The sequence below is a fragment of the Bifidobacterium sp. ESL1133 genome (assembly GCF_058107325.1).
The window spans coordinates 197,613-222,966 of the sequence record NZ_JBYLUI010000002.1; the positions used below are offsets into that span (position 1 = coordinate 197,613).

Annotated in this window: 14 protein-coding genes and 1 pseudogene; 7 read left to right on the forward strand and 8 right to left on the reverse strand. The window is 58.4% G+C overall.

Annotation, left to right across the window (positions count from 1 at the left end; translation table 11 throughout):
* Positions 1-33: 33 nt before the first annotated feature.
* The gene (locus tag AC3B5A_RS02995; protein ID WP_489798957.1) at positions 34-2,598 is read right to left on the reverse strand and encodes an ABC transporter ATP-binding protein/permease; all 2,565 of its coding nucleotides are present in this window, start codon (positions 2,596-2,598) and stop codon (positions 34-36) included.
* 363 nt (positions 2,599-2,961) lie between these two features.
* Here AC3B5A_RS02995 and AC3B5A_RS03000 point away from each other — a divergent pair, with 363 nt between their 5' ends.
* Together AC3B5A_RS03000 and AC3B5A_RS03005 are read left to right on the forward strand one after the other, a co-directional pair.
* A complete protein-coding gene (locus tag AC3B5A_RS03000; RefSeq protein ID WP_489798736.1) occupies positions 2,962-3,585 on the forward strand; it encodes an NAD(P)-dependent oxidoreductase in 624 nt (207 codons plus the stop codon).
* A gap of 84 nt (positions 3,586-3,669) precedes the next feature.
* Positions 3,670-4,011 (forward strand): metal-sensitive transcriptional regulator, encoded by a 342-nt coding sequence (locus tag AC3B5A_RS03005; RefSeq protein ID WP_489798959.1) that lies wholly within the window; start codon positions 3,670-3,672, stop codon positions 4,009-4,011.
* A gap of 5 nt (positions 4,012-4,016) precedes the next feature.
* Here the strand turns inward: AC3B5A_RS03005 and AC3B5A_RS03010 are convergent, their stop codons facing one another.
* Both AC3B5A_RS03010 and AC3B5A_RS03015 read right to left on the reverse strand, forming a co-directional pair.
* Positions 4,017-5,957, reverse strand: a complete 1,941-nt coding sequence (locus AC3B5A_RS03010; protein ID WP_489798961.1) for an ABC transporter ATP-binding protein — start codon at positions 5,955-5,957, stop codon at positions 4,017-4,019.
* An 82-nt stretch (positions 5,958-6,039) separates the two neighbouring features.
* Positions 6,040-7,803, reverse strand: a complete 1,764-nt coding sequence (locus AC3B5A_RS03015) for an ABC transporter ATP-binding protein (protein ID WP_489798963.1) — start codon at positions 7,801-7,803, stop codon at positions 6,040-6,042.
* Between the two features lie 327 nt (positions 7,804-8,130).
* On the opposite strand from AC3B5A_RS03015, the gene AC3B5A_RS03020 reads away from it, so the two are divergent.
* Positions 8,131-9,399, forward strand: a complete 1,269-nt coding sequence (locus tag AC3B5A_RS03020) for an MFS transporter (protein ID WP_489798738.1) — start codon at positions 8,131-8,133, stop codon at positions 9,397-9,399.
* A 161-nt stretch (positions 9,400-9,560) separates the two neighbouring features.
* Positions 9,561-10,160, forward strand: coding sequence for a TetR/AcrR family transcriptional regulator (locus AC3B5A_RS03025; RefSeq protein ID WP_489798740.1), 600 nt, complete (start codon positions 9,561-9,563; stop codon positions 10,158-10,160).
* Between the two features lie 146 nt (positions 10,161-10,306).
* On the opposite strand, the gene AC3B5A_RS03030 is transcribed toward AC3B5A_RS03025, so the two are convergent.
* The 3 genes from AC3B5A_RS03030 to nrdD form a co-directional block, all read right to left on the reverse strand.
* Positions 10,307-15,340: an acyl-CoA dehydratase activase-related protein gene (locus AC3B5A_RS03030; protein WP_489798742.1), complete on the reverse strand. Its 5,034-nt coding sequence runs from the start codon at positions 15,338-15,340 to the stop codon at positions 10,307-10,309.
* 380 nt (positions 15,341-15,720) lie between these two features.
* The gene (nrdG, locus tag AC3B5A_RS03035; protein ID WP_489798744.1) at positions 15,721-16,413 is read right to left on the reverse strand and encodes an anaerobic ribonucleoside-triphosphate reductase activating protein; all 693 of its coding nucleotides are present in this window, start codon (positions 16,411-16,413) and stop codon (positions 15,721-15,723) included.
* Positions 16,413-18,806: an anaerobic ribonucleoside-triphosphate reductase gene (nrdD, locus tag AC3B5A_RS03040; protein ID WP_489798746.1), complete on the reverse strand. Its 2,394-nt coding sequence runs from the start codon at positions 18,804-18,806 to the stop codon at positions 16,413-16,415. The genes nrdG and nrdD overlap by 1 nt, the downstream gene beginning before the upstream one ends.
* 314 nt (positions 18,807-19,120) lie before the next feature.
* Between nrdD and xseA the strand changes: the two genes are divergently transcribed.
* From xseA to msrA, 3 genes and pseudogenes are all read left to right on the forward strand, one after another.
* Positions 19,121-20,443: an exodeoxyribonuclease VII large subunit gene (gene xseA, locus AC3B5A_RS03045; RefSeq protein ID WP_489798964.1), complete on the forward strand. Its 1,323-nt coding sequence runs from the start codon at positions 19,121-19,123 to the stop codon at positions 20,441-20,443.
* Between the two features lie 234 nt (positions 20,444-20,677).
* A pseudogene (locus AC3B5A_RS03050) lies at positions 20,678-20,941 on the forward strand (exodeoxyribonuclease VII small subunit); the annotation flags it as partial.
* A 110-nt stretch (positions 20,942-21,051) separates the two neighbouring features.
* Positions 21,052-22,167 (forward strand): peptide-methionine (S)-S-oxide reductase MsrA, encoded by a 1,116-nt coding sequence (msrA, locus tag AC3B5A_RS03055; RefSeq protein WP_489798748.1) that lies wholly within the window; start codon positions 21,052-21,054, stop codon positions 22,165-22,167.
* 159 nt (positions 22,168-22,326) lie between these two features.
* On the opposite strand, the gene AC3B5A_RS03060 is transcribed toward msrA, so the two are convergent.
* On the reverse strand, positions 22,327-24,294 hold the full coding sequence (locus AC3B5A_RS03060; RefSeq protein WP_489798750.1) for a DEAD/DEAH box helicase: 1,968 nt from the start codon (positions 24,292-24,294) through the stop codon (positions 22,327-22,329).
* A gap of 104 nt (positions 24,295-24,398) precedes the next feature.
* Positions 24,399-25,211 (reverse strand): dioxygenase, encoded by an 813-nt coding sequence (locus tag AC3B5A_RS03065; RefSeq protein ID WP_489798752.1) that lies wholly within the window; start codon positions 25,209-25,211, stop codon positions 24,399-24,401.
* Positions 25,212-25,354: the final 143 nt, after the last annotated feature.

Here is a 25,354-nt window from a genome sequence, read left to right on the forward strand (position 1 = left end):
CCTCGCACTGCACCGCCTTACTCGCACAGCATCTCACTCGGTGCGCAGCGCGGTGGCGGGATCCTGTTTGGCCGCCTTGCGTGAGGGGATGATGCCACCGATGAGCGTGAGCACCACCGACAGCACGATCAATGCGATAGCACCTCCCAATGGCAGAGCGGCATTGACTTTCGCGGTACCCATGAAATAGTGCATGAGCGCGTTGGCGGGCACGATGAGCAGTAATGTCACCACAATGCCCAGCACGCCCGAAAGCAGACCGATAATGCCGGTCTCCGCGTTGAAGACCTGCGAGACGTTGCGTTTGGAAGCGCCCATGGCACGCAGTATGCCGATTTCCTTGGTGCGTTCAAGCACAGAGATGTAGGTGATGATGCCGATCATGATGGAGGAGACCACCAAGGACACACCCACGAAGGCAATAAGCACATAGGTGATGACGTTGATGATGGTGGTCACCGAGTCCATCATCAACCCCACGTAATCGGTGTAGACGATCTTGTCGGCTTTCTCTTTCACCCCGCTGTTGTAGTGGTCGATGGCATCCACAACCGAGTTCTTGTCTTCGAAACTGTCGACATAGATCTTGATGGAACTTGGCGCATCCTTACCTATCAGACCGAAGGCGGAAAGGTTGTCCTTGTAGGAGTCGGTTGGAGTAAACGCACCGCCGGTGAGCACGTTGCGGTCCGACTGGGACTGCTGAGCCTTGACGACAGGGCTGGATGCCGCCTGATCGATGAGCTCATTGGTAAGCATGCGCGTGTAGCCTACGCCCGGGGAAAGCGGCGTGGTCTTGGCGCCATCCACAGGACGCACCACGCCGACGATATCCAGCTGCTGAGCCTTGGCCGCCAATGCCGTCACCTGAGCTTCATCCCCACCCACGAACCGGTAGATGCCGTCGGGGCCTTCCACGTACTGACTGCTGGCCGGCACTACGGAAAGCCGATGTTTCATGGCTTTTCCGTAGTCGATCTTGCCGACGTTCGGATCGACTTTCTCGCCATTGTTGAGCTTCATCATCATGTCGTTGTAGTCGCTGCTCGGCAGCAGACCCAGCTCGTAGAGCGTGGACAGCGGAACCTTGTTGTTCTGGTCAAGCACCAGCACCACTTGGTCGGCTTTCTTTGGCCAAGAGCCAGAAAGCACCTGATAGTTGTCGGTAACCACCGGGCTGAGCGCATGGTCATCCTTGGCACCTGGCATGATCTCGTTGAACGAGCCGGGCTTGGCGTTGGTGTTCTGACTTTTGCCAGTGAGCATGGACATCTGCGTGGATTGCAACGAGTCCATGCCTCCCGAAGCCGAGAGTCCGGAGATCGCGGAAGCACCGGTAAGGGGGCCTTTATTGATATTCACGCCATCGGCACTCACCCACGCGCCGGTGGGATCTTGAGAATAGACGGAGAATTTTGCGTCATACGAGTATTGGATTCCGTTGGCACCCACATACTGCCGTATCTCGCTGTCAGGATTGTCCAAATACTTTTTGAACGCACTCAGGTTGTTCTCGGTGATGCTGTTGGTCAGGCTCGAAGCACCTTTGATGGCAGAGTCGTCGGCATACACTCCGTCATTGTGTGCGTCTGAGCTTCTCTTGCCGGATTCGGTATCGTCCAGTTCGCTCGCCGAATCCATGATGCTGTTCAGATCAAACGATTTGGCATCGATGGACAGCGGGTACGACGTCATGGTTTCACGCTGGATGTCGTCGATGTAGCGGTTGACGCCAGTGGAAACAGAAAGAATGAGCGCAATGCCGATGATACCGATGGAGCCCGCGAACGAGGTAAGGAACGTACGCCCTTTTTTGGTTTTGAGATTGTTGAAACTCAAAGCGATTGATGTGGCCAGAGACATGGAGGCACGCCCTAGATTGCGATGTACCGCCGGAACGTCCTCACCCTCATGCTCAGGCTCGTACGGATCTGAGTCTCCACGAATCGTGCCGTCCTGGAGACGCACGATGCGCGTGGCGTACTGCTCGGCCAGCTCAGGGTTATGGGTAACCATCACCACCAAGCGTGTCTTGGCCACGCTCTTGAGCAGATCCATAATCTGCACGGAGGTTTCGGAATCAAGCGCACCGGTCGGTTCGTCGGCCAAAATGATGTCAGGATCGTTTACCAGCGCGCGGGCGATGGCCACACGCTGCATCTGACCGCCGGAAAGCTGGTTGGGTAGCTTGTTGACGTGATCGCCAAGCCCCACTTCTTCCAGCGCTTTACGCGCACGTTCTCGCCTGTTCTCACGCCCCACCCCGGAGATGGTGAGCGCCAGCTCCACATTGGAAAGAATGGACTGGTGCCCGATGAGATTGTAGCTTTGGAACACAAAACCCACAGTGTGGTTACGGTAGGAGTCCCAGTCGCGGTCATTGTATCTTTTGGTGGACGTGCCGTTAATCACCAGGTCACCACCGTCGTAGCGATCGAGCCCTCCGATGATGTTCAGCAGCGTGGTCTTGCCTGAACCTGAAGGGCCCAGAATGGCTACGAACTCGCTGTCCCGCAGATTCAGGCTCACATCATCCAGAGCACGCTGGATGAAATCACCGGTTTTGTATTGTTTGCTGATGTGTTGGATTTGAAGCATAAGCCTCACCGTCTTCACGTGGGTGTGCGGGTTCTTGTCCGCCTCATCGTAACGGACGGCATCGGCAGATGTGAATTGCAATACACACTGCCTTACCCCGTTCAAACCTCACCATGCAAGGTTTTACAAGCCCTGACATAACATTCCGCACCTTGCCCAGACCGCTTTTTATGCTCAGTGCGCAACCGCTTACAGCGAGAATAGGGAAGTAACGACAAAAAATAACGTTGTCTAAGACAGGCACGTACAACGTGCAACGCACAACCAGAACAACGCTTCGATTGACAACGGAACCGCCACCTCGAAACCAACAGGCAGGCGCACACCTCACGTTCAAACGAAGTCCTTATGAAAGGACCTACAATGGCTCGCATCGCAGTCATCGGCGCTAACGGCAAAGCCGGTCGCGCCATCGTCTCGGAAGCCGTCAGCCGTGGCCACGACGTCACTGCCATCGTACGTGGAGACAGTAAAACCAAAGCGCAGCACGTCATCAGCAAGGATCTCTTCAACCTGCACGTGGACGACCTCAACGGTTTCGATGCCGTCGTGGACGCGTTCGGCACTTCCGATCCGAGTAACTACGACCAACACCGCACCTCGCTGCACTATCTCAGCGAGCTGCTCGCAGACTCCCCCACCCGCTTGCTCGTCGTAGGAGGAGCAGGAAGCCTCTACACCAACCCGGAGCACACCGAACAGCTCTGCGACTCCTTCCCTGAGGACATCAAACCGATTCCGGAAGTGATGGGCAAGGCGCTCGAAGTGTTGCGCAGGCGCGACGACGTACGCTGGACTTACATCAGCCCTGCGGCGCAGTTCCTGGCCGACGGCGAGCGCACCGGAAGCTATGAGCTGACCGGAGAGGAATACACCACCGACGCTCGCGGTGAGAGCACCATCAGCTATGCCGACTACGCCATCGCCATGCTCGACGAGATTGAGCGAGGCGGCCACATCCATCAACGCATCTCCGTGCGCTGGTAGCCTGCTGCACAGCGCTTCCGCTTGGGTTGCCCGGATGGGCCAACCCAAGCGGAAGCGGGCAGGAGCCGAGTTATCATGAGACCCATGAACAAGCAGAGCCACACGTCCGCCGCCGAACAATCCGAAACCGAATCCGGCGACACCACCCACGGCTATGTGCAGGACAAACAGAAGCTTGTAACGCGCATGCGCCGTATCAAGGGTCAGGTTCAGGCCATCGAGTCGATGATCGAGAACGACACGTACTGCATCGATGTGCTTACTCAGATTTCCGCGGCCACTTCGGCGCTCAACTCCGTGTCCATGCTGCTGCTCGAAGACCATCTCAACAGTTGCGTCACCAAAGCCGCCCAGCAAGGAGGGCCGGTCGCCCAGGAGAAGATGGACGAAGCAATCACCGCCATATCCCGGCTGGTCAAAGCATAGGAACGCTATTCCAATTCAAGTTTCCCCGTATACAGCTGGTAGTACTCCCCTCCCTGTGCGATGAGCTCATCGTGCGTGCCACGTTCGAGGATATTGCCGTGGTCGAGCACCATGATGACGTCTGAGTTACGCACCGTGGAAAGGCGGTGGGCGATGACGAAGACAGTGCGCCCTTTCATGAGCGCGTCCATGCCTTGCTGCACCACTTCTTCTGTGCGGGTGTCGATGGAGCTGGTGGCTTCGTCCAGGATCATTGCAGGCGGGTCGGCTACGGCAGCGCGCGCAATGGAGATGAGTTGGCGCTGACCTTGGGACAGACCGCTACCGTCCCCTTCAAGCATGGTTTGGTAGCCTTGGGGCAGCATGCGGATGAACGCGTCGGCATTGGTGAGTTTGGCAGCGGCCATGCATTCTTCGTCGGTCGCGTCAAGCCTGCCGTAGCGTATGTTGTCGAGCACCGTACCGGTGAAAAGATTCACATCTTGGAGCACAATGCCCAAGGAACGGCGTAGATCGGCTTTTTTGATGTGCTTGACATCAATACCGTCGTAGAGTATCTGCCCTTCCTGAATGTCATAGAAGCGGTTGATAAGGTTGGTGATAGTGGTTTTTCCGGCTCCGGTGGCACCGACCAACGCGACTTTCTGTCCGGGTTTGGCAAACCAGGTGATGTCGTGCAGCACGGTTTTGTCGGGAGTGTACCCAAAGGAAACGTTGGTGAATCGCACATCTCCGCGCAGCAGCGTGTACCGTCCGTCCGGCGAGGTGATGGCACGTTCGTGCGCTTTCATGGCCACGTCTCTGGCGGCACCGGTGAGTTTTTCTGCGGCCTGCATGGAACGTTTGCCGTCGTCGCCGGCTTCTCGCTCCCAAGCCCAGCTGCCGTTCTCGCCCTGCGAAGGAGTCATGGTCACGCCGTCTTCAGCCACGTTCACACGAGTGAGTCTCACGGTTCCCTCATCGCTTTCTTCCGGTTCGTCGATGAGCGCGAAGATACGTGAGGCACCGGCCAGCGCCATCATGATCATGTTGAACTGGGACGAGATTTGACTGACCGGATTGATGAGAGCTTTGGAGAGGGTCAGGAATGAAACGATGGCACCGAGCGTAAATGGCCCGGATCCCGACAAACCAAAGTTGAACCAGCCGGAGATACCTGCGATGCCGCCCACAATGGCAAGAAGCACATAGAGCAGATTGCCCATGTTCCCGATGACCGGCATGGTGACGTTGGCATAGATGTTTGCTTCTGATGAAGCCTGGAACAACTCTTCGTTCTTCTCGTCAAAGGTTTTTGCCGTGTCATGTTCGTGGTTGAAAACCTTGATGACCTTCTGCCCGTTGACGCTTTCCTCGACGAACGCATTCACGTCGCCTATGGTTTCCTGCTGGCGCACAAAGTACAGACCGGAACGACTGACCAAGACCCGCACCACAAGCAACAGCAACGCTATAAACACAAGCGTGAACACGGTGAGCGGCACGGAAAGCCACAGCATGGCCGCCAGGGCCGCCGCCGCGGAAGCGATGGAGATGAGAATCTCCGGCAAGGATTGGGAGATGGCCTGACGCAAGGTGTCCGTGTCGTTGGTGTAACGGCTCATCATATCGCCGTGCTCGTGGGTGTCGAAGTACCTGATGGGCAGGTGCTGTTGGTGGCCGAACATCTGGTCGCGAATCGTTTTGAGCACACCTTGCTCAACGTCAACCACCATGTAGTTCCAGATGAACGAGCAGATCATGCCGACGAAGTAGATGCCGCCCACCACCAGTGTCATGTCGATCAGCGGTTTCCAATCAGGGTTTTCGGACCCTACGAACGGCATGATGCAGTTGTCGATAAGCGGCTGCAGGACCAGGGACGGCAACGATTGGGTGCAGGCGCACACCAGGATGCACACTACGATGACCGCCACACGCCACCGGTAGTGCATGATGTAGCTCATGATGCGCTTCAACGTTCCTTTGGGCGCACGTTCCACTTTGGGCAGGCCGGCTGCGGCAACCGCGTTCTTGTTGCGTGCACGTTTACTCATTGCTCTGCCCTTCCTGCTCTTGGGATTTGGTTTGCGATTCGTACATGGAACGGTAGGACTCGCAAGTGTTCAGCAGTTCCTCATGCCGTCCCCTGTCCACGATGCGTCCAGCGTCCATGACCAGTATCTCGTCGGCATCCTGCACAGAGGCGAGACGCTGGGCGATGATGATGGTGGTGGTGTCGGGAATCTCGGTGTTGAACGCGCTGCGGATCAGCTGGTCGGTTTTGGTGTCGACCGCACTAGTGGAATCGTCGAGAATCAGTATCTTCGGCTTCTTCAGCAAGGCACGCGCGATGCACAGACGTTGGCGCTGTCCGCCCGAAACGTTCGAACCACCCTCTTCGATATAGGTGTCGTAGCCGAGGGGGAACTCATTGATAAAGCCGTCGGCCTGTGCCAGCTTGCATACACGACGCACGTCTTCGTCGCTGGCGTTCTTGTCACCCCAGCGTATGTTTTCGGCGATGGTTCCGGAGAACAGCACGTTTTTCTGCAGCACCATGGCCACTGCGTCACGTAGCGCTTCGAGCCGATAGTCGCGCACGTCATGGCCTCCTACGCTCAGCTTGCCTTGACTTACGTCATACAGACGCGGTATAAGCTGCACCATGCTGGACTTCGCCGAACCGGTGCCACCTACGATGCCCACAGTAGATCCGGCGGGAATGGTGACGTTGATGTCGTCCAGCACCGGAGCACCGCTGCCGTCCGAGTAGCGGAACGTCACATCTTTGAACTCGACGTCCCCACTGGGAACCACGTCGAGAGGCTGTTGCGGGTCACGCACGTCGCTCACCTCAAGCAGCACCTGGCACACACGCTGTGCGGAGGCCATGGAGATGACGACCATCACCACAATCATGGATACCATGTTGAGCGCCATAAGAATCTGCATGGCATAGGTGACCAGCGCCGTCAGATCGCCAGTGGTCAGGCCCATCGCCGGATTGTTGCCGGAAGCCACTATCTGCTTGGCGCCCATCCAGGAGATGATCAGCATGGAACCGTAGATACAAGTGTTGAGTATGGGCCAATTGAAGGCCATCACATGCTCGGCCTTGCAGTAGTAGCGGTATATCGCCGAAGAGATACGTGTGAACTTGCCGGTCTCATGCGCCTCTCGGTTGTAGGACTTGACCACTCGGATCCCCTGAAGGTTCTCATCCACCACATTGTTGAGATGGTCGTAGGTACGGAACACCTTTTCGAACGTGGAGTTGACCGACAGCGCAAGGGCGGTGAGGCCGATACCCAGCAGCGGGATGATGACAAGGAATACCATGGAGATGGAATGACTGATGCGGAAGGCGAATATCCAGGCCACTACGACCATCATGGGAGCCCTCACACCGATGCGGATAATCACTTGGAAGGCGTTCTGCAAATTAGTGACGTCGGTGGTCAGACGGGTGATGATGGAGCCCGTGGAGAAACGGTCGATGTTGGTGAAGCCGAAGGACTGCACTTTGGCGAACAGGTCGTGACGCAGGTTTTTGGCGAATCCGGACGATGCTATGGCAGCGTAACGGCCCGACATGAAGCCGGCGAACAGGGAGACGAGCGAGCAGAGCACAAGCATCAGACCGAACTTCCACACTGCCGGCATGGAGCCACCGGAGACACCTTGGTCGATGAGTTGGGCCATGACGGTGGGGATGAGAATTTCAAGGATGCTTTCAACGATGACGAATGCAGGGGTCAGAATACTGCTTGTCCGGTATTCGCGCAGGCTGGCACCCAAAGTGCGCAGCATGTGTTTGGGTCGCGGCGCATGCTCCAGGACCCCGGTCGCTTCGTTGCCAGGGACGCTCAGTTCTTCTGCGGCGATATCCGTGCTACCGGCGGACTGGCATGCACGTTCCCCGTCACTGTTTGCACGATCCATATTATCCCCTCCATTGCAACGATATGCCGCGCTGTAGGCTCCTGCAGACCTAAAACACGGACAATTTTTACATACGTAAAAAACACTAATCTTTATTAATTTTATCAAATGCGATGCAAGGGCACACCGCACATGCTACAGTATTAACCGACCGTACGGTAACGATGCCGGACACATCATTGCAGGGAGGCCCGCATGGATGCAGTAACAACGATCGGCGAGAAAGATCTCGCCCCCGACACAGGTAAACCACTCACCAACAAAGCCCGCTTCGGCATAGGCTTTGCCATGGTCTCGATTCTGTGGGCACTGCCCTTCGCCATGGGTTCAGGCGTGCTTCTGCCCCAGGCTTTTTCAAACAACCCCAACATCGTGGCCGAGCAAGCCATCGGCTCGATGAACTCCATCAGCTCGATCTTCGCGCTGTTTGCCAACATCATTTTCGGCACGTTCTCCGATATTTCGAAGTTCCGTATCGGCAAGCGCACCCCGTGGATCGTCATCGGCGGCGTCATCGGCGCCGCGGGCTACTTCCTGACCGCCCACGCCAGCTCGCTCGCCCTCATCGTGACCGGCTGGTGCATCGTTCAGGTCGGCATCAACTGCCTCATCGCCCCCGCGGTGGCCGTGCTGTCCGACCGTATCCCCGAGGGTGTGCGCGGAACTTTCTCGGCCATCTACGGCGCGGGCCAGATCGTGGGCATGCAGCTGGGCTACTTCGTCGGCGGCTTCTTCCTGACCAGCCTCAACACCGGCCTGACCATCGGCACCCTCGTCTTCCTCTTCTCCGGACTGCTCACCGTCATCATCTGGCCTCGCGAGCAGTCCGCGGAGCACAACACGAAGGCGACTTCCGCAGGCGATATCCTGCGCTCCTTCATCCCGCCGACCAAGAACGCAGGCGACTTCTACCTGGCGCTCCTGGGCCGCCTCGCCTTCGTCATCGGCTGCTTCATGATTTCGGGCTATCAGCTGCTCATCCTTGAGAAGTACGTCGGTCTGTCCGTCAAGGCCGCCGGCACGGCCACACAGGTGATGTCCATCATCACGCTGGTCACCACCATCCTAGCCTCGGTGCTTTCCGGGCCGCTCTCCGACTTCCTGCAGCGCCGCAAGGTCATGGTGGCCGTCGGCTGCCTGCTGGTGGCGGTCGGCATCGCGATGCCGTGGTTCTTCCCCTCCACCACCGGCATGTACCTCTACGCCGCACTGGCGGGCCTGGGCAACGGCTGCTACATGTCCGTCGACCAGGCGCTGAACGTGGACGTGCTGCCGAGCCAGGCCGAGGCCGGCAAGGACCTGGGTATCCTCAACCTGGCCAACACCGTCGGCCAGGCGCTCGCCCCGTGGTTCACCACCACCATCATCGGCATCGCCGGCGGCTACAAGGCCGTCTTCCCGGCCGCCGTGGTGTTCCTGCTCATCGGCACGGTGGTCATCATGTTCATTCGCAAGGTGAAGTAAGGCAGACGGCCTTAACCTCACACCAGGTGGGTTGCTTCGGGTTCGCCGGGGCAACCCACCTTTTCATATCACCGTTTCGTCAGAAATTCGTCGAGATATCAGAAGATAATAAGTAACTGTAAGATCGGTTCCGCTCCAATGACCAAGGAATGCCAGCCATCATGTCGCCCAGCAACGTACGCCCATCGACACCCGCCACAAGCACCAGAACGGCCATTATCAACATCGCCGTCAACGAATTCGGCAAACGCGGCTATTACGGAGCATCCTTGCAGGCCATCGCCGACGGCGTGGGTATCACCAAAGCCGGTGTGCTGTACCATTTTGGCAGCAAAGAGAACCTTCTCACCGCGGCACTGTGCGAAGGGTATGACGACACCTCCATGGAGATCCTGCGAGCGCTGACTCACGTGAATGCCCCTTCGATAAGCCGCATGTTCAGATCGATCATCGACCTGAACGCCGAACGGCCTCACCATGTGCAGATGTTTTCCACGCTCAACGCCGAGGCCGTGGATCCCGATCACCCGGCACACGAATACTTCATGAACCGCGAGCAGCTCGGATTCAGCGTCATGCGAGACATATCCTGGAACGCTCCCGAGGGGGTGGACACAGACCGGCTGCTCATCGCCGGATTCAGTATGATGGACGGCCTGCAGTTGCGCTGGCTGCACACTCCGGGCAGCGACCTGAGACAGATGTGGGACACCTACGAACCCCAGCTCCTCCCCTCACCGATGTGGGACGGCTACCGCTGACGCACGTAGGAGAGGCCGGCGCGAGTTGACGCCGAATGACATCAACATCCGCCGACCCATTCGCTCACTGCCAAACGTTCAACGCTGAGCACTCAATACCAGACGTTCACCACCGAACACTCAACACCAAACCGGCTTTCACCAAATCAGTCGACGGCAGCCATCTGCTGCTCGTTCTTCTTGGCCGCAGCGATCATGAGCTTGATGCGGTTGAGCTGATTGGCCTCGGAAGCACCGGGGTCATAGTCGATGGAGACAATATTGGCCTCGGGGTGAAGTCGGCGAATCTTGCCGAACATGCCACGACCGGTCACATGGTTGGGCAGGCAGGCGAACGGTTGAGCGCACACCACGTTCGGGCAGCCGGACTTGATGAGCTCCAGAATCTCTCCCGTAAGCAGCCACCCCTCACCGGCCTGCACGCCGATGGATGTGACCTCGCTGGCCATCTGCACCAGCTCGGGCATAGGCGTATCTTGGCTGAATTTGCCGTGAGCGAGCGCAATGGCACGACGCACCGGAGCATTGATGCGGTCCAGAGCCCAGCGCATGGTCGCGTTGGCTTTCTGGTTGCCGCCCATACCCAAGTGGTGTTCCTTCCAGTCCGCGATGTACGGGCCGGTGGTCATGAATTCCATGATGCCAGGCACCACGGCCTCGCAGCCCTGCGCCTCGATCACATCAACCAGATGGTTGTTGGCATCGGGATGGTATTTGACGAGAATCTCTCCTACCACGCCCACGCGCGGCTTGCGCGGTATGTCGCGCAACGGCAACGCGTCGAAACTCCGGACAATCTCCTTGACGAGCTGTTGATAAGGCAGATACCCCTTGCCGATCTTTTGCGCCGCAAGCTTGGAGTACCCGTGATGCTCGATGGTCTGGCGAACGATCTTATCCCACATCTCATAGAGAGCGTTGGCACTGCCCGGTTCGACCTCATAGGGCCGCACACGGTAATGGCACTTCATCAGCAGGTCGCCGATCACCAGCGCCTTGACCGCACGCCACAGCAACTGTGGAGTGGCGGTAAAGCCGGGGTTGTCCTCGATGCCCTGCGTGGAAATGGCGATGACCGGTACTTGCGGGTACCCGGCGTCGATGAGCGCCTTGCGGATGAGACCGAAGTAGTTGGTGGCTCGGCACATGCCGCCGGTCTGTGTGATGGCCAGGCACACCTTGTCGGGATCGTACTTGCCCTTGACGATGGCGTCCACAAGTTGACCGACCACCATAATGGCCGGATAGCAGGCATCGTTGTTCACATACTTGAGCCCCAACTCCACATCGTCATGGTCGGCGGTCTTGAGCACATCGAACTTGTAGCCGCCGGAGCGAATCACAGCCTCCACCAGACTCATGTGCACCGGGCTCATCTGCGGGCAGACGATGGTGTAGTCGCGCCTCATGTTCTTTTCGAATTTGCGCTTCTCGGCATAGGCACTGATGGTGCCTTTTTCGGCCTTTCTTGGTGTGTTATCACTACGAGCACCATCTCCCTGGGCCGCCCCCTGCCCGACCTGGGCATTGCGGGAATTCTGGTCTGCCGTACCAGCCTGCGGCGACGCATCGCCTGCATTGGCGCGGCGTGACGCTTCCTTGACCGCTTCGGTGAGTTTGGGATTGGCTTTCATCACCGAGTCAAGCAGGGCCTGACGACCGGGCGTGGGGGCTTGGGAGCCTGTTTTACGGAACTCGCCGGAAGCCGGCTGTGCGGAAGCGGAAGCTTGCGGGGCATCAGCATCCGCTGTGTGGGTCTGCTGCACACCATCGGACTGTGACAGAGCCTGCGCCTGCTTGAGAGCCTCCTGAGCCTCCTGCAACTGCTGTTTGGCTTGTGCGAGGAGCTCTTCGGCCTCGCTCAACTGCACCTGACGGGCGGCCACATCGTCTTGACGCTCGTCTTGAACATTGTCGCCGGGCACCTGGTTCGGCTCCGAACCCACACGCTTTGCATCGCTATTCACGGCAGCCTCAGCCTCCTTTGCCAGTCTTGCCTTGTTCGCTTCACGCTCCTCCACTGCGGCCTTGAGCGAGCGCAGTCGAATCTTGGCAGCACCCAAATTGCTGACTTCATCGATTTTGAGCAGCGTGTACACGTCGGCCTTGTCCGCCAGAATCTCGCTGACCTGGTCGGTGGTGATGGCATCAAGGCCACAACCGAACGAGTTGAGTTGCACCAATTCCAATCCCGGGTATGAGGCTACGAAATTCGCCGCAGCATACAGTCGGGAATGATAGGCCCATTGATTGGTGACTCGCAACGGCATCTTGGTAACCTTGCGATCCCCGACCTTGCGGAAACCGCCCTCGGTCTTGGCCCGCGGGTCAGACTCGCCCTCGGCGAGGAACTCACTCAAGTGCAAATCCTCGCCGGGTTGCAATGCACTGATCGAATCCTCGGAAAGCACCACCATGCCCAGCGAACAAATCGTCTCGGGAATACCATGGTTGATCTCCGGATCAACGTGGTAGGGGCGGCCTGCCAGCACGATGCCACGGCAGTCGTGTTCCTTCATGTACGCCAGCGCGCGCAGACCCTCCTGCTGCACATCGTGCTTGAAAATCTTGTCTTCACCATAGGCTGCGGTGACGGCTTTCTGCGCTTCCTCACGGGTCACGTGAGCCCAGGCGAACTCTTCGACGATGCGATCCACCATCAGCTCATGATCGGCCAGATTGAAGTAGGGGCGCATGTAACGCACGCCCTCCTCGCGCAGCTCGGGCATGTTGGCACCCACCACCACCGGGTAGTTGGCGACCACCGGGCAGTTGTAATGGTTGTCAGCGTTCTCTACCAGGTCTTCCTCGTAGGAGACGCACGGATAGAAGATGGTGTTCACATTGTGGTCAAGCAGCCACTTGATGTGGCCGTGCACCATCTTCGCCGGATAGCAGATGTTCTCCGAGGCAATGGATTCGATGCCGGTCTGGAACATCTCGTGTGTGCTGCGTCCGGAGATGCGTACTTTGAACCCCAATGAGGTAAGCAGCGTGAACCAGAAGGGGTAGTTTTCGTAGATGTTGAGCACGCGCGGAATGCCGATTTCGCCGCGCGTGGCCTTCTTGTCCGTAAGCCGGCGGTAGGCAAAGGCGCGCTTGTATTTGTAGTCGTAGAGATTCGGCCGGTCGCTGCGCTGCTTGTTCGAGTCGCCGCCCCGCTCGCACCGGTTGCCGGTCACATAGCGCGAACCGTCCTGGAAGGTGGTGATGGTGAGTTTGCAGCGGTTCTGACACAGTTTGCACACGTCTCGCTCGGAGGTCATCGACAGGTTGTCGAGTTCCTCACCCGAGATGAGAGCGGAAACGGTGTGCGATTGAGACTCCCCGGAATCGTAGGCGTCAGCGTAGTGCATACGCGCGGTGAGGGCGGCACCGTAGGCTCCCATCAGTCCGGCGATGTTCGGCCGGGTCACCTCACGCTCGGTGAGCAGCTCGAACGCACGCAGCACCGCATCGTTGAGGAACGTACCGCCTTGCACTTCGATGGTATCCCCCAGCTGACCGGAGTCGCGCAGCTTGATGACCTTGTACAGGGCGTTGCGCACCACGGAATAGCACAGGCCGGCCGCAATGTTCTCCACACTGGCGCCTTCCTTCTGCGCCTGCTTGACCGAAGAGTTCATAAACACGGTACAGCGCGACCCCAGATCGACCGGATGGTCGGAATTAAGCGCGGCCTGCGTGAACTCCTGAATAGTCAGTCCCATGGATTGTGCAAAGGTTTGCAGGAACGAGCCGCAGCCCGACGAGCAGGCCTCATTGACCGAGATGGAGTCAATCACCCCATCGTTGATGGCCAAGTACTTCATATCCTGGCCGCCGATGTCGATGACGGAAGTGACGCCCGGACTCACGATTTCAGCACCGCGATAGTGCGCCATGGTTTCCACCACACCCTCGTCCAGGTGCAGACCAGTGGTGATCAGGCCTTCGCCATATCCGGTGGCACAACTACGGGCGATATAAGCTTCGGCAGGCAGTTCACGCTGTATTTTGCGCACGATTTCAATGGCCGCATCCAACGGGTTGCCTTCGTTGGTTGCGTAGGACGACCAGACAATCTCACGGTCATCGTTCACCAATGTCGCCTTGATGGTGGTGCTTCCCGCGTCGATACCCAGAAAATGAGGTCCACTGGCACCTTCGAGCGTTCCCACCTTCACCTGTTCACGATGATGGCGCTCATTGAAATTATTACGCTCCTCTTCGCTCTTGAACAATGGGGGCATGGTGGCGGTGTTGACCTGTCGGTTCTTGAGCGACTCCAAATCGCTAAGAATGTCAGCACAGGTGCGGTCGGCAAACGTCTTGCCCTCGTTCGAATCGTCTTCTTCCGGGTCGTCTCCGGCAATGAGAGCGGAACCATAGGCCACATACAGGTGGGCGTTCTCAGGATTGATGAAGTGGTCGACCTTACCTTCGAGCGCTCTGGCGAAGGCTTCGCGCAGCTCAGAGAGGAAGAACAGCGGACCGCCCAGGAATACCACATTGCCATGGATGGGACGCCCCGAAGCCAATCCGCCGATGGTCTGAGTGGCTACGGCAGTGAAGATGGACGCCGCCAAGTCAGGCTTTTTGGCACCGTCGTTGATGAGCGGCTGCAGGTCGGATTTGGCAAAGACGCCGCACCTTGAGGCGATGGGATACAACACCTGGTATTCCTTGGCCATATCGTTCAGACCAGAGGCATCAGTGTCAAGCAACGTGGACATCTGGTCGATGAAGGCACCGGTGCCGCCCGCGCACGAACCGTTCATACGCTGTTCCGGAGTGGGCTTCAAATAGGTGATCTTTGCGTCCTCGCCACCCAGCTCAATGATGACGTCGGCTTCGGGGTGCACCTCGTCGATCGCCCGGGTCTCGGCGATGACTTCCTGCACGAACGGCACGTTGAGGTCGTCGGCCAGTCCCAGTCCGCCAGAGCCGGTGATGGCCAGTCGCACCGGCCTGTCTCCTTCACCCTGGGCCTCAAGCTGCTCACGTACGTCTTGCAACAGACCGGTGACCGTAGCCCGCACATTGGCATTGTGCCTGCGGTAGTCCGAAAACAGGGATTGATTGAGGTCGTCGCTGCCGTCCAGCACGACAGCCTTCACCGTGGTCGAGCCTATGTCGAGCCCGACTCTGAGCGGGGCGTCGTTGCCGCCTGCTTCTGCCGCTTCTCTCGCTTCAGCCATTGGTGCACCTCTTGCTCAACGTGGGCTTACATTTCAGCGTATTGTCGCCGAAACGCGGAACCGAAACTTGTTACCATGTAGGTTAGCTCACAGACCTGCCCAAAAATGACATACTTCGAGTGATTAACATCACAGAATTGGATTGTGTGACACCCATCTCTTGACAGACAGGCGTTGACATGCATTGCTTTGATGCCGCACTCAAAATGTGACACATGCTACACTTTCGACACCTTCGATGCCACGCACCGCACTGCGGCATCACAACCAAGGCTGCCGCACCGCGGCCGGCACCGCGGCCAACGCCACAGCACCACATCTAGCACCACTGCCCGTACCCACGCACCTCACCGCGGCACCGTTGCTGGCAGTACGGTGGTTCAGCTCGCAGACCCTTCGCCCGAGGCACGATCCTTGCCGTACACTTCAGGAATGAACCGCTCCTGATCATGGAGCCTGCTCCAAGACACCGCATGGCCTCTCTGCAGCGACTGAGGCACATCGAGGATACGCTGGTTACGAGAGCCTCGGAACTGCAGCAGCGAGTCGTGCTCGTCCTTCAAGTAGCGCCCATCGACCAGCACGTCCACTTCCTGCAGCAGTTCGAGCTTGTCTTCGCTCTCCCCGGGACGCATCAGTTCTTCCCACGTGTACCCCGTCCAGCACCAGATATCTTTGTCGTGTCCGAATTCGCGGCGTATGCGGCGCGCCAATTGCAACAACATGCCGGTGTTGAGCAGCGGCTCCCCACCGAGGAAAGTGATGCCTTGCACGAAATCGTTGCGCAAGTCGGCGATGATGCGCTCTTCCAAATCTTGCGTATAGGGATGGCCGGCTTGGAAGTTCCACAACGACTCGTTAAAACATTCCACACAGTGAAACGGGCAACCCGAAACATAAATCGAACAACGTATGCCTTCGCCGTCGGTCATCAGAAACCGTTTGTAGTCGGCGACCATCCCCCGACTCATCTGCTCACTGCGCCACTGCCCCGCTTTCGGGTTGTTGACCAGGGGGCTGGGAATCGAGGGCCCCCTGTGCTCGTCGGTCGCAGCAAAATCACGCAGCGCCACTACTTCGTTTCCTCATACCACTCACGGTTGCTGCCGTCGGCGAGCACCACGTGACCGGTCTCTCCACTCATATGTTTGACCCTGTGGGCGATTTCCTCGTGTCGCCCGTGCACCATCGGCCGCTGCACCGGGTTGCCCAAGTAACCGCAGGTGCGCTTGGTGACGTTGCACTGGTCAGGGTCGGTGTTGCCGCACTCGGGGCATTTGAAACCTTCTTCGGTCGGCGCGAAGTCGCCCTCGAACCCGCAGATGAAGCAGTGGTCGATGGGGGTGTTCGTGCCCAGATACCCGATACCGATGTTGTGGGCATAGTCCCACACTGATTCCAGCGCCTTGGGGTTGGATTGCATGGACGGGAACTCGCAATAGTTGATGAAGCCACCGGAGGCCAGGTAAGGGAAGTCCTTCTCATAGTCGAGCTTCTCCATGGGGGTGGGCTGCAGCCAGACGGGATAGTGGAAGGAGTTGGTGTAGAAGTCATGATCCGTCACACCGGCCACATTCCCGAACTTTTCACGATCCATGCGATTGAACCGGTCGGTAAGCGATTCGGCAGGTGTGGAATACACGGAATAGTGATAGCCTTCCTCACGCTCCCAATCCTTGCACAGCTCGTTCATGCGGCGCACGATGGAAAGCGCAAATTCCTTGCCATCCGGATCCCATGTGTGGTCGGTCATCCAGTCTTTGCCATAGAACACGGCAGTGGCTTCATACAGGCCAATATACCCCAGCGATACTGTGGAGCGCGAGTTCTTGAACAGCTCATCGACGTTGTCGTCCGGCCCCAACCGCCCAAAAGCACCATAGCGGAAGAGCGTGGGGGCATTGACCGGTGTAGCCTGCTTGCAGCGCATGATGCGGAATTGCAACGCTTCATGAGCCACCTTCATGCGTTCATCGAACAGTTTCCAGAACCGATTCTTGTCACCCCTTGATTCCAGCGCAATGCGCGGAACATTGACGGTGACGACGCCCAGGTTCATACGCCCGTCCTCTTCGTCTTCCCCGGTTTGAGGGTTAATCCAGCCCTGAAGGAAGGAACGGCAGCCCATCGGCGCCTTGAAGGAACCGGTGATCTTGACGATGTTCTCGTAGAAGACAATGTCGGGGTACATGCGCTTGGTGGAGCATTCCAACGCCAGCTGCTTCATGTCGTAGTTCGGGTCGCCGACGGCGGAGTTGAGCCCGCGCTTGACGGTGAACACCAACTTGGGGAAGATGGCGGTGTGGCGGTCTTTGCCCAGTCCGCGAATGCGGTTGAGGAAGATGGCACGCTGAATCTCGCGGGAGAACCACGAGGTGCCCAAGCCAAACCCAACGGTGACGAACGGCGTTTGCCCATTGGAGACGCGGTTGGAGTTAATCTGGTACTCCATGGTCTGCATGGCGTCATAGATGGCCTTGCGGGTCATGATCTTGGCATAGATCTCACGAATCTGCTCAAGCCTAGGAGCGTCCTTATGGAACGGCTCATCCTGTGGCAACGGCTCGCGGTTCTCGAAGTGCAGATTGGCGGCCTCCTGAGCCTTAAGCCCGTCCACCATGTCTTGCGCGACAGCTTGGGACATGGAATCGGGAATCAAGGCGTGCGCCATACGCAGGTGCTTGTCATAATCCTTCTGTGCGTAAGGCGCAAGCATCTCGTCAGCACGGTTCACCGTCTGCCCACCGTACTGGTCGCCGGCGATGTCCTTGATGATCTGGGTGATCTGAGTAGCAGCGGTACCGATGGATTTGGGGCTGTCCATCATGGCGTTGCCCAATTCAAAACCATTCTTGAGCATGTCACCGAAGTTGGGCAGCGAGCAGTTGCTCATCGCCGTAAAAGGCGAATAGTCAGCATCATGGAAGTGAATGTCGCCCTTCATATGAGCGTTGGAAACCGCGTCCGGCAGCATGGAGAACGCCGAAGCTTTGGAAACCGCACCCGCAAGCAGGTCTCGCTGAGTGGCGTAGACGTTGGAATCCTTGTTCGCGTTCTCACGCACCAGCGTCTCGTCTTTGTTGACCAGACGATTGACCGCCTCGTTGATATCAGTGGCCTTGGCCCGGTCAATGTCTTTGTTCAAACGATAGTTGGTGTAGGCGCGAGCCACGTCGTAGAGGTGATCTTCCACCAGTCCGTGCTCCACAAGACCCTGAATATCCTCAATTTTGGCCGGGCCGGTATAACGCCCCTTGATTTCGCTGGAGACCTGGTATGCCAGGTCTCGAGTCAGCTGCTCCTCTTGCGGGCCGAACTCCTTATCCAAATCCTTGAAGGCCGACTTTACGGCAGCCATGATGTTGAGCGGGTCGAACTCCACAACTCGCCCATCACGCTTCTCCACCAGAACCGTCTTCGATGCGACTCGCGACGCCACCGGCGTTTCAAGAACCTGAGACTCCATGTCTACCCCACTCCATGCTCGTTGTTCGCCCTTTTCCGCAAGGATTTCAGGCGATATTGGTGTGTTACCTCCATCACTATAGTGCACCTCATCACCACGAGATATGGGTATTTTTGCTTACCAACCACCCAGATATAGTATTTTTGGCACTATGGCGCGGCTCACAGCCATGACAGAAATTTAGCTTACGGCATGTCGTGTGAAAGTGTCGAATTTCATGTGCAAAAACCGGTCACATGAGGCGTTCACCACACTGTTCACGCACCATATCAACCATGAGTCAACTTGTCCGTTGCACAGAGGATTGTGGAGGCATGACCTACGAGACGAATGTACCTCCGGCGGCCGGGACCGCCAACACCACGGCGCAGCCAAGCCTCGATTCAAACACCCCCAGAACCTTGGACCAGCTTCCCCGCTTGGCCAGAGACACCACAGCCGAAAACCCGTGGCCGGTGAGCGTGCTCAGCCAGAAATTCCATAATGCCGTCACCAAATGGCCCGGCGCCTGGATCGAAGGGCAAATCGTCGAAATCAACATGCGACGCCCCAGCTCCGGTTACATCACTTTGCGCGACAGCTTCGAAGAGATTTCCATATCGGTCATGGGATTCAGCAAATTCGTCGCCATGGCCAAGCAGTTCCACCAAGGTGACCGTGTGGTGATTCACGGAAGACCGGACATCTGGGTAAAAGCCACCCGATTGAGCTTCGTGGCCGACGACATACGCCGCATCGGTGCCGGCGACCTGAAGACACAGATTGACAAGCTGCGCAAAAAACTCAAAGGCGAAGGGTTGTTCGATGCCGAAAACAAGGTCCCCCTACCCGAGTTTCCCAAATGCATCGGCCTCATCTGCGCCCCCCAGGCCAGGGCGGAAGGTGACGTCATCACCAATGTGAACCTGCGCTGGCCGGCGGTTGAGTTCAACGTGGTGCACGCCCATGTGCAGGGTGCCCAGTGCCCGGCCGAGGTCAGTGCCGCCATCCGCAAGCTCGACAGCGATCCGAACGTGGATGTCATCATCGTGGCGAGAGGCGGCGGCAGCTTCGAGGATCTTATCGGTTTCTCGGACGAAACCGTGGTGCGCACCACCGCGGCGTGCACCACACCCATCATCTCCGCCGTGGGCCATGAAGACGACTGGACCCTCATCGACCTGGCCGCAGACCTGCGCGCATCCACTCCCACCGATGCCGCCAAGAAAGTGGTACCCGACGTACGCGAACAGTGGCAACTGGTATCAAGCGCCATCTCGCAGATGCGGATGCGCGTCAACGCACGCGTGGAGAACGAGACCCGGCTCATCGAAGGGTATGCCAGTAGGCCAAGCCTGACCCGACCGCAAACCATGCTCGAACCGCATGAACGATTCGTTGAGCAAGCCGTCCAACGCATGCACATAGGGCTGACGCGTATTGTTGACGACGGGGAGTTGACTGTCGAAAAACTCTACTCCAGCTTGAACGCTCTGAGCCCACAATCCACACTCAACCGTGGGTATGCCGTGGTGCAGAGCCAAGACGGTCATGTACTTGACAGCGCCGATCGCGTGAACCTCGGCGATTCGCTGACCTTAACGCTCAAACACGGCAACGTGGTGGCTCAGGCCACTGCCATCAACGAACACGACTGACCACACCAGCCAGCGAGCACGCACCGACCAGCTCATTCAACCAACCTGTTCAACCACATACTTAAAGGAGAAACCATGACCGACAACACCGCCGACAGCATCACCGACAACGAACTCTTCAGCGATACCGAAGCCGCAGCCACAACCGCCGACAGCGAACGCAAGCCCTCGAAATCCTCTAAGAAAACATCTGCAGCAAAGTCAACGAAAGCGAAGCAGGCCCCAGCTCAAGCCGCTTCCAGCCTAACGGATGATGAGAAGGATGAAATCGCGAATCTGCCCTACGAGGAGGCTCGTGATCGCCTCATCCAGGCCGTGCAGACATTGGAGGCCGGTGGATTGAGCCTCGACAAGTCGATGCGCCAGTGGGAAGTGGGCGAGGCACTGGCCAAGCGTGCCCAGTCGCTGCTCGCCGACGTCCGCGCCAAACTTGATCAAGCTCAAAGTGAGCAGGAATCAACCGCAGGCACGGCCGGCACTCAGTCCAACCTGGAGTAGCCAAAACGCCGCAGTCCATGGTTCGGCACCATTGCCTGGAGGAGAATCCCCCGGCCTCGGGCTGCGGCAAGTGACATACTTAAGGGCATAATCCAACAAAGGAGTGCCCTATGAGCAGTGAGAATACCCAGCAAGACGCGCAACAGAACGATACATCAACCCGCGATGCACCAATACAGTCCACACAGGCAGACGCCACACAAGTAAGCGACACACAAGTACGAACCACACAGACACCCAGTGCACCGGAAACCGGTTCGCCCTCCGATGGTTCCGCGCACCACGCGAATGACACCGAGACGGCCTACTTTGCCGGCGGATGCTTCTGGGGTCTGGAACGCTACCTGCAAGGCGTGGACGGGGTCACAGACACCCAGGTAGGGTACGCGCAGTCTCGTGTGGAATCACCCAGCTACGAGCAGGTGTGCGACGGCACCACCGACGCCGCGGAAACAGTCAAGGTAACTTTCGACCCCTCTCAGGTTACGCTGCATACCCTTGCTTTGCTGTTCCTTGATGTCATTGACCCATTCTCGATCGATCAGCAAGGCAACGACACCGGCCGCCAGTACCGCAGCGGCATGTTCTTCACCGACGACTCGCAGCAGTCCGTCTTCAACGAAGCAAAGCAACGCCTCGAATACCTCGAACAGAGAGATAGTGCAGTGCTGGTCGAGCCTCTGCGCAACTTCTACCCGGCCGAGGGGTACCATCAGGATTACCTGGATAAGAATCCCGGCGGATACTGTCATATCTCACTGCCGAAGATCATGAATGTACGCCGCCGCCAGCAGGACATCGATCAGGTGTTCGCCCTCGATTGCGAACAGTATGCCGTCACGCAGCATGCCGCCACCGAACGTCCATTCGACAACGAGTACGACCAGACGTTCGAGCCCGGCATCTATGTGGACGTGGTAAGCGGAGAGCCACTGTTCCTCTCCAACGACAAGTTCGACGCCGGCTGCGGTTGGCCCGCCTTCTCCAAGCCCATCGACGGTTCGTCACTCACCGAACACCACGACGACTCTATTGCCGGCAGGCCGCGCACGGAGATTCGCACCGCTGCCACGCAGATTCATTTGGGTCACGTGTTCAACGACGGACCGGCCGAGCGGGGCGGTTTGCGGTACTGCATGAATTCCGCCTCATTGCGGTTTGTGCCAGTGGAACAGATGGCCGCACAAGGATATGGCGACTATGTGGCCGAAGTATTGAAAAAGTAGATGTACCGGTGAACGGTGTGCTCTCCTGCCAGCTGCGGCATGCGGTTCCGGCATGACGACATCTGAACACCGGAGACTCAAGCAGATACAGTGAACTGAGGCATATATCGTTGCCAGATGGCGATATATGCCACAGCTCACTGCATTGCGCGCTAGCGATTAGCGGGCTCTGCGGAAGGGCGTGGAATTACGTTTGCCTTTACCCTTGCCCTTACGGAATCCATTGGCTTGACGAGAGCCATCGCCGTTGCTGCGGGAACGGCCAGACGACCTTCCACCATTATCGCGCCCGGAACGTTCACCATAACGCGGGTTGCCGCCATCTCGTCCGCCATCATAGCGACGGTCGCGGCCTGACTCACGTCCGCGACGCGAACCACCACGCTCTTCAAAACCTTCGCTCCTGCGACCACCATGACCACCGCGATCCTGATAACCGCTGCGTTCCCGGCGATCGCGCTGATCCTTGCGGTTGCTGCGACCTTCGAACGGCTGATTGTCGTCAAACCTGTCACGAGAACGCCGCTCACCACGGTACTCGTCCCGGTTCCTACCGTCACGCCCCTCACGTGATTCACGCATGGAACGACCATCGCGCCGCCCCTCGCCACGACGCCCGTTGGCACCGCGCGAAGCGTTGCGGTTCCTACCGCCACGTCCGGTACGACCGGCCTTCTTGTTGACTACCGGCACGGTAAGCGTCCAGCCTTCGACCAGCGGTGCGTGCTCCCCTACCAGCTTCTCAAGTTCAGCTGCCCCGGGAACAATCTCATGGCTCTTGGCTTTGATACCTGCACGGTGGAGCATCTGGCGGGCATCGCGGCGCTGCTGCGGCAGCACCAACGTGACCACATCTCCGGACTCACCGGCACGCGCGGTACGGCCGGAACGGTGCAGGAACGACTTCGGGTCCTCCGGCGGCTCGGTCTGCACCACCAATGTCACGTCGCTGACGTCGATACCGCGGGCCGCGACATCGGTGGCAACCAGCACACGCACTTCACCGGACGTGAAGGCCGCCAGGTGGCGATCGCGCTGGTTCTGGGAAAGGTTACCCTGCAAATCAACTGCGGGGATGCCTTCCTTGACAAGCTTGGCAGCCATGTTCTTGGCCTGATATTTGGTACGCGTGAAGAGAATGCGCTTGCCCAGACCGCTGGCCAGCTCGCGAATCACCTCGTATTTGTTGCCTTGGGAAACCTCGAAGACATGGTGGGTCATGGTATCCACCTGCGAAGTGGCGGAATCGACCTCGTGCACCTTTGCATGATGAAGGAATCGCTTGACGACCTTATCGACACCGTGGTCAAGCGTGGCGGAGAAGAGCATGCGCTGACCGTTGGGCCGCACCTGTTCAAGCAGACGGGAGACGGCCGGCAAGAAGCCCATGTCAGCCATTTCATCGGCCTCGTCAAGCACGGAGACTTCAACGCTGTCCAAGGTGAGCTCGCCTTGCTTGAGCAAATCCTCAAGACGACCCGGGCATGCCACGATAATGTCAGCCCCCGCACGCAGCTGCGCAATCTGCCGGCTGTATTTGACGCCACCGTAGATAGTGGCGGTGCTCATCCGGTAGGCGGCGGCCAGCGGTGTAATCACTTCGTCAATCTGGTTCACCAGTTCACGGGTGGGTGCCAGTACCATGGCGCGCGGAGCCGGAACCCGGCCATTGACACGACGCTGGTCGCGCGCTTGCGTGTGGGCGCTGCGATTGCCTCGCGCATCGCGCTCGACATCGAAGTCGTCTTCACGCCCATCTTCTGCGGCATCCAGCTCATCGAACGTGCCCATCTCACCGGAAAGCCGGGCCACGAGCGGAATGGTGAAGGCAAGGGTTTTACCGGAACCGGTCTCGCCTCGCCCAAGAATGTCGCGTCCAGCCAGCGAATCCTCCAACGTGTCGGCCTGAATGGGGAACGCTCGGGTCTTGCCATCGCGTGCCAAAACGCTCACCAGCGGCCCTGGCACACCGAGCTGGGCAAAGGTGGGGGGTTGCTGTTCGTCAACATCCTCATGGTGTCGGTTGACATCAGCGGCGCGTCCGGTGCTGCGCGACTGACGGGTATCTTCTACATCTTCCGGAAAAACGGCAGCGTTGTCTGCCTCGTTCGAGTAACGGTTCGGCACAATAGCCTTTCAAAAAATGAAGCCGTACTTGTCTATCTTCCCGGCTTCCTGTGGAAGTGCCATTGTAACAGCCAGCCCCCACAACCAACGGTGTGAATTCGCTCTTATTTCTCCTGTGGCACAACGCTTGGCTGAGTCTGCTGATGAGCCGTTTCCCCGTTGCGATACTGCGCCATCATTGACTTTTGCAGCTCCTGCGCGCTCGGCGGCGTCCACGACAGCGCGTTGGCCCCGGCTGCGATGGTCGCCCTGATGGATTCCTCCGACCCTCCGGAGCTTGCCACCAACGGCACTTCGGGGAACCGTTCCTTGATGCGCTCCACCACCTGCGGCGTGCGCCTGCCTGCCGCCACATTCAGTATCTTCGCTCCGGCCTCGACTTTGAGCACCACGTCATCGTCGCAGTCCAGCACGGTCGCCATCACCGGTATGTTCACCGACATGGCCACCTCGCGCACGGTCTCAGGAGGCGCCGGGGCGTTGAGCACCACGCCGGCCACGCCCTGCATCTCGGCAAATACGGCAAGCTCCACCACGCGAGACCCGGTGGTGGTGCCACCACCCACTCCGACGAACATCGGCGCCTGGGCCACAGTGAGCAACGCCTGGGCGATGACCGGCTGCCCGGTGAACGGGTAAACCGCCAGAATGGCATCGGCGTTGGTGTTGCGAATCACCGCAGCATCGGTGGTGTAGGCAAACGAACGCAGACGCCTTCCCTGCAGCACCACCCCAGAGGTCTTTTCCAACAGGGCCGGCACCCGCGCCATGGTGGAGCCGAGCGGATTCTCTATGGCGAGCGCCTCGCCTGGCACTCGCGTTTGAGAGTCTGCGATCCCCGGCGAACCGTCCACCGGGCTCGGCACGCAGTCAACCTTGGGCGACGCGCCGATATGCGGCGCTTCCCAATCTGCCATATCGCTGCAATTCCAAGCCATGCACACCTCTTCCGCCAAGCTCCGAACCGGTTCGGGACGCCGCCCGCCGAACTGTAAACGCACTGTCAATACGTTCAACATAGCACCGGCCGTCGTTGTTCCCGGGAGCGTGTCGCGCAGCA

Coding starts and splice junctions, on each gene's coding strand:
- AC3B5A_RS02995 (WP_489798957.1), bottom strand. CDS start 2,598: ATGCTTCAAATCCAACACATCAGCAAACAATACAAAACCGGTGATTTC.
- AC3B5A_RS03000 (WP_489798736.1), top strand. CDS start 2,962: ATGGCTCGCATCGCAGTCATCGGCGCTAACGGCAAAGCCGGTCGCGCC.
- AC3B5A_RS03005 (WP_489798959.1), top strand. CDS start 3,670: ATGAACAAGCAGAGCCACACGTCCGCCGCCGAACAATCCGAAACCGAA.
- AC3B5A_RS03010 (WP_489798961.1), bottom strand. CDS start 5,957: ATGAGCTACATCATGCACTACCGGTGGCGTGTGGCGGTCATCGTAGTG.
- AC3B5A_RS03015 (WP_489798963.1), bottom strand. CDS start 7,803: ATGCTGCGCACTTTGGGTGCCAGCCTGCGCGAATACCGGACAAGCAGT.
- AC3B5A_RS03020 (WP_489798738.1), top strand. CDS start 8,131: ATGGATGCAGTAACAACGATCGGCGAGAAAGATCTCGCCCCCGACACA.
- AC3B5A_RS03025 (WP_489798740.1), top strand. CDS start 9,561: ATGTCGCCCAGCAACGTACGCCCATCGACACCCGCCACAAGCACCAGA.
- AC3B5A_RS03030 (WP_489798742.1), bottom strand. CDS start 15,340: ATGGCTGAAGCGAGAGAAGCGGCAGAAGCAGGCGGCAACGACGCCCCG.
- nrdD (WP_489798746.1), bottom strand. CDS start 18,806: ATGGAGTCTCAGGTTCTTGAAACGCCGGTGGCGTCGCGAGTCGCATCG.
- xseA (WP_489798964.1), top strand. CDS start 19,121: ATGACCTACGAGACGAATGTACCTCCGGCGGCCGGGACCGCCAACACC.
- msrA (WP_489798748.1), top strand. CDS start 21,052: ATGAGCAGTGAGAATACCCAGCAAGACGCGCAACAGAACGATACATCA.
- AC3B5A_RS03065 (WP_489798752.1), bottom strand. CDS start 25,211: ATGGCAGATTGGGAAGCGCCGCATATCGGCGCGTCGCCCAAGGTTGAC.